Consider the following 5213-nt stretch of genomic DNA (forward strand, 5'->3'; position numbering starts at 1 on the left):
GCCGCGCTGCGGCCCAGCGCCAGTCCGAGCCGCCGTTGCGCCAGGGCGCGCGCGGCGGCACTGCCGGCCAGCGGGCTGCCCAGGCACACCACCCGGGTCACCGGCAGCGAGGGCACCTCCCGCAAGGCCTGCAAGGCGATCAGGCCGCCGAGGCTATGCCCGACCAGCGCCACCGGACCGGTGGCTGCCATACGTTCGATGCGGGCGTGCAGCCGCGGGAGCGCGACCTCGGCGCCGCCGAACGCGGTCGAATAGCCGAAGCTTGCGACGCGCCAGCCCTCGCGGCGCAGGCGCAACGCCAGCGGCAGCAGCCACGGCCGCGCATTCCAGATGCCGTGCAGCAACAGCACCTGGGGTGCGGCGGCCATCGGCGACTCAGCCGCAGGTGGTACGGACGATGTGATTGCTGCCATCCAGGAACACGTTGAGCCGATCCAGGCGCAGGTCGCGGGTCACCGCCTGGCCCGGCGCGATCGGCCGCACCACGCCGGCTCCGCTCTCCTTCCAGACCCGGCTCATGGTCGCCTGGGTGGCCTCCTGGCCCACCGCCCAGGCCACGGCCTCGACGTTGCAGCGGCCATCGCCCTGCACCGTCGGCCCGGCACTGGCCGGCTGCAGCGACGCCGGTGGCGCGCACGCGGCCAGCAGCGGCACGACGGCGGCGATTCCCATCCACGGTCGGAACATGGCGTGCTCTCCTCAAGCTGGACAGGCCAGCACTGTAGCGCGCGCTCGTTGCCGCTGTGTCGACGCGGCATGCCCGGACGACGTCCGGTTGCAGGCGTCAGGCCGCGCGCGGCGGCCGGCGCAGGATGAATTCGAGATCGCGCACCCGCCCCACCGGGAATTCGTAGGTGCCGACCTTCTCGAAGCCGTAGCGCGCGTAGAAACGCTGCGCGCCCAGGTTCTCCGACCACACGCCGAGCCACAGCGTGCGCGGGCCGTCGCGCTCCAGCCAGGCCAGGGCGGTATCGAACAGCCGGGCACCCCAGCCGCCGTTCTGGTGCGCGCGCAGCAGGTACAGGCGCTTCAGTTCGCCATCGCCGGGACGCACCTCGGCGTGCGGCAGGCCGCAGGGGCCCGCCGCGGCGTGTCCGACCACTGCACCGTCGTGCTCGACCAGCCAGATCGCGTAGTCCGGATGCGCCAGCACGACCTGGGCGCGTTCCAGCGAATAGGCCTCGTCGAGGAAGGCCTGCAGGTCCTGCGCGGGATACAGATGGCCGAAGGTTTCGCAGAAGGTGGCCGTGGCGATGCGGGTCACCGCCGCGGCATCGTCCGGCGTGGCGCGGCGGATCAGCACGGCTCAGCGCGCCGGGTGCGCGGCGTCGGCGTCGGCGTCGGCGTCGGCCTCGTCGCCGTCGTCCTCGTCTTCGTCCTCGTCGTCGCCTTCCTCTTCCTCGCCCTCTTCTTCCTCGTCGTCTTCCTCGTACTCGTAGTCGTCCTCGCCGAAGTCCTCGCCGTCCCAACGGCCTTCCGGATCCGGCACGAACGCCAGCGGCGCGTTGGCGCCGCTGCCGGCGCGCACCAGCCAGCCGCCGAACACGCGCGCGCGCTGGGTGACGATGGCCTCCACTGCGCCCTCGTTGCCGAGGGTTTCCCACTCCAGATTGAATGCGGTCTCGCTCATGTGTCGGCCTGCGCTACGGTTGGAAGAAAGGGGTCACTGCGCCTGCGGGCGCACCTGCACGTGCACTTCGGCCAGCTGCGCGTCGGCGATAGGCGACGGCGCGTCGGTCATCAGGTCCTGCGCGCCGGTGGTCTTGGGGAACGGGATCACGTCGCGGATCGACTCGGTGCCGGCCATCAGCGCGGCGATGCGGTCGATGCCGAAGGCGATGCCGCCGTGCGGCGGCGCGCCGTAGTTCAGCGCATCCAGCAGGAAGCCGAACTTGGCGCGCGCTTCCTCGGCACCGATGCCGAGCAGCTCGAACACCGCGCTCTGCATGTCCGGGCGGTGGATACGGATGGAACCGCCGCCGATTTCGTTGCCGTTGAGCACCATGTCGTAGCCGCGCGACACCGCGGTCTTGGCGTGCGTGCGCAGCTCGGCGATGTCGTCCACCGCCGGCGCGGTGAACGGGTGATGCAGGGCCACGTAGCGCTGCGCCTCCTCGTCCCATTCGAACATCGGGAAATCGGTGACCCACAGCGGCCGCCAGCCGTCGGCGATGAGGTCGAAGTCCTTGCCGGCCTTCAGGCGCAGCGCGCCCATGAAGTCGGAGACCTTGCCGTAGGCGCCGGCGCCGAAGAACACGATGTCGCCGTTGCCGGCACCGACGTGGGCGAGCAGCGCGGCGAACGCGGCTTCGCCGAAGAACTTCTGGATCGGCGAGCTGATCTCGCCGCTGTCGGCGATCTTGACGTAGGCCAGGCCCTTGGCGCCGTACTTGGCGGCGTGCGCGGCGTACTCGTCGATCTGCTTGCGCGAGAGGCTGGCGCCGCCGGGAATGCGCAACGCGGCGACGCGGCCGTCGGGGTCGGCGGCCGCCGCAGTGAACACCGCGAAGTCGCTGTCCTTGACCAACTCGGCGACATCGGTCAGTTCCAGGGCGATGCGCAGGTCCGGCTTGTCCGAGCCGTAGCGACGCATGGCCTCGGCCCAGGTCATGCGCGGGAATTCGGCGGCCAGCTCGACGTCGACCACCTCCTTGAAGATGGCGCGGACCATCGCCTCGACGAAGTCCTGCACGTCGCGCTCGCGGACGAAGGCGAACTCCATGTCGAGCTGGGTGAACTCGAGCTGGCGGTCGGCACGCAGTGCCTCGTCGCGGAAGCAGCGCGCGATCTGGTAGTAGCGGTCGAAGCCGGCCACCATCAGGATCTGCTTGAACAGCTGCGGCGACTGCGGCAGCGCGTAGAACTCGCCGGGGTGCATGCGCGCCGGCACCAGGAAGTCGCGCGCGCCTTCCGGGGTGGCCTTGGTCAGGATCGGCGTCTCGATGTCCTGGAAGCCGCGCTCGTCCAGGTAGCGGCGCAGCGCCTGCACCAGCTTGATGCGGGTGCGCTGCATGCGCTGCATCTCCGGGCGGCGCAGATCCAGATACCGGTACTTCAGGCGGGTTTCCTCGCCCGGGTTCTCGTGCGCGTGGAACGGCAGCGGCGCGGCCTTGTTGAGCACGGTGATGGCGGTGGCGATCACCTCGACCTTACCGCTGCGCAGCTTGTCGTTGACCGCATGCCGCGCGCGTACCACGCCCTCGACCTGCAGCACGTCCTCGTAGCCGAGGCTGGCGGCGACCTTGAACACCTCCGCGTTCTCCGGCTCCACCATCACCTGCACGATGCCTTCGTGGTCGCGCAGGTCGATGAAGCACACGCCGCCGAGGTTGCGGGCCACGTCGGTCCAGCCGGCCAGGGTGACGGTTTGGCCGATCAGGGTCTCGTCGACCAGGCCGCAGAAGTGGGTACGCATCGCTAGCTCCAAACAGGGGGCGCCCGGCGCAGAAGGCGCCGGCAAGCCCGGTATTCTGCGGCGGCGCGTCGGCCCGGGCAAATCGCGCATGACTCATCCTGGCTTAAGTTGGCCTGCGGCTATAGTCCGCGCACCATTCACGGGGAGGAGAGAACCCATGTTGAAGCACCTTGGTGGCTGGCTGGTGATCGCCGCGCTGGCCCTGGCCAACGCCCCGGCCGCGGCCCAGAGCGCCCGCGCCTACGCGCCGCAGGACCTGCGGCAACTGTCGGTCCCCGGCCGGGTCCGGGTGATCGAGCGCGAGTACGCCGACCAGTCGCGCGGCCGGCAGATCCCCGACGACCAGCTCGAGTTCTACCTGGACCAGATCGACCGCGGCTGGGGCTTCGGCAACATCCAGCAGGACATCGCCACCTCGCTGCGCGGCAGCGGCGGCGGCTGGCGGCAGGAACCGGGCTTCGACGGCCGCACCGTCGCGTGCTCCAGCAACGACCGCCGTCGCCAGCAATGCGCCACGCCGTTTCGCGGGCCTGCGCGACTGGTCGGCACCCTGTCCGATTCGCCCTGCATCGAAGGCCGCACCTGGGGCTCGGCGCCCGGCGTGGTGTGGGTGGACCAGGGCTGCCGTGGTCGCTTCGTCGAAGGTCGCGGCAATTGGGGCGGCAACTGGGGCGACGGCGGCGGCAGTGGCGGCGTGGCCGGCACCGTCCGCTGCGAGAGCCAGGACCAGCGCCAGCGCATCTGCCCGACCGGCTGGCGCAACGCCATGCTGGTGCGGCAGCTGTCGGACACCCGCTGCATCGAGGGCCGCACCTGGGGCTCGCGCGACGGCGCGGTGTGGGTCGACGACGGTTGTCGCGGCGAGTTCGCCCAGGGCCGCGGCGGCGGTGGCTGGGGGCCGGGCCGGCCGCCGCTGGACAGCGGCTACACGGTGACCTGCAGCAGCGACGACAAGCGCCTGCGCACCTGCGCCTGGGACCGCCGCCAGGGCCGCCCGGAACTGATCGAACAGCTGTCCGGCACCACCTGCGCGGAAGGCCGCACCTGGGGCTACGAAGGCAATACGGTGTGGGTCAACGGCGGCTGCCGGGCGCGCTTCGGGGCGCGCTGAGCCAAGGCAACGGGCCGCGTGGCGTGCTGCGCGGCCGGATGCATGGGGTGACAGGTCGACTTCAGGAGTAGCTCTTGCTCTTTTGGCATTGACCGCGACCGGGCAAGGCTCGGTCGCGGCTGAAGCCACTCCTACGAGAGGCCGCGGGCTTGGCGCGGCCTGGCGGGACTCAGGTCGCCGCAGGCTTGGCCGCGGCAGGCGCGGCGGCAGGCGTGGCCGCCGCAGCGGGCTTGGCCGGCGCGTCGGACGTCGTCGCGGCGGCCGCGGGCTTGCTGTCCCCGCTGCTGGCCGTACTCCCCGACTCGGCCAGGTTGCGTTTCTTGTCGCCGTCCTTCTTGAAGTCGGTCTCGTACCAGCCGCTGCCGGACAGGCGGAACGCCGGCGCGGTGAGCTGGCGCTTGACCGCCGTAGCGGAACAGGCCGGACAGGTCTCCGGATCGGGATCGGACAGTTTCTGCAGGCGGTCGAAGCTGTGACCGCATGCGGCACATTGGAAAGCGTAGATCGGCATGGCGGCAAAAACGCGAGAGCAACGGAGGCGGCCAGTATGGGGGCCGCACGCCGGCTTTCAAGCGTCCCCGCTCATCACGCCGGCCCGGGCTGGGGCCGCGGCGCCGTTTCCGGCGCGCCGGCAGGCGACGTCGGTGCGTCCGCCAACGGCGCCTCGGCCACCGGCTCGTCCGGCGC

At 71.2% G+C, this 5213-nt stretch carries 7 protein-coding genes; 1 reads left to right on the plus strand and 6 read right to left on the minus strand.

Going from position 1 to position 5213, the window contains the following annotated elements; genetic code table 11:
- The 5 genes from D183_RS0110685 to aspS form a co-directional block, all read right to left on the minus strand.
- Positions 1 to 368: esterase/lipase family protein (locus D183_RS0110685; RefSeq protein WP_017908980.1), on the minus strand; the 368-nt coding region annotated here is incomplete at its 3' end.
- A gap of 7 nt (positions 369 to 375) precedes the next feature.
- Positions 376 to 687 (minus strand): I78 family peptidase inhibitor, encoded by a 312-nt coding sequence (locus tag D183_RS0110690; protein WP_223875595.1) that lies wholly within the window; start codon positions 685 to 687, stop codon positions 376 to 378.
- A gap of 97 nt (positions 688 to 784) precedes the next feature.
- Positions 785 to 1303, minus strand: coding sequence for a GNAT family N-acetyltransferase (locus D183_RS0110695; protein WP_017908982.1), 519 nt, complete (start codon positions 1301 to 1303; stop codon positions 785 to 787).
- Between the two features lie 3 nt (positions 1304 to 1306).
- Positions 1307 to 1630, minus strand: a complete 324-nt coding sequence (locus D183_RS27455; protein WP_017908983.1) for a hypothetical protein — start codon at positions 1628 to 1630, stop codon at positions 1307 to 1309.
- A 33-nt stretch (positions 1631 to 1663) separates the two neighbouring features.
- Positions 1664 to 3415 (minus strand): aspartate--tRNA ligase, encoded by a 1752-nt coding sequence (gene aspS / locus D183_RS0110705; protein ID WP_017908984.1) that lies wholly within the window; start codon positions 3413 to 3415, stop codon positions 1664 to 1666.
- Positions 3416 to 3572: 157 nt separating this feature from the next.
- Between aspS and D183_RS0110710 the strand changes: the two genes are divergently transcribed.
- A complete protein-coding gene (locus D183_RS0110710) occupies positions 3573 to 4526 on the plus strand; it encodes a DUF3011 domain-containing protein (protein WP_017908985.1) in 954 nt (317 codons plus the stop codon).
- A 169-nt stretch (positions 4527 to 4695) separates the two neighbouring features.
- On the opposite strand, the gene D183_RS0110715 is transcribed toward D183_RS0110710, so the two are convergent.
- Positions 4696 to 5037, minus strand: coding sequence for an FmdB family zinc ribbon protein (locus D183_RS0110715; protein ID WP_017908986.1), 342 nt, complete (start codon positions 5035 to 5037; stop codon positions 4696 to 4698).
- Between the last annotated feature and the right edge of the window lie 176 nt (positions 5038 to 5213).

The organism is Xanthomonas sp. SHU 199, assembly GCF_000364665.1.
Taxonomy (GTDB): Bacteria; Pseudomonadota; Gammaproteobacteria; order Xanthomonadales; family Xanthomonadaceae; genus Xanthomonas_A; species Xanthomonas_A sontii.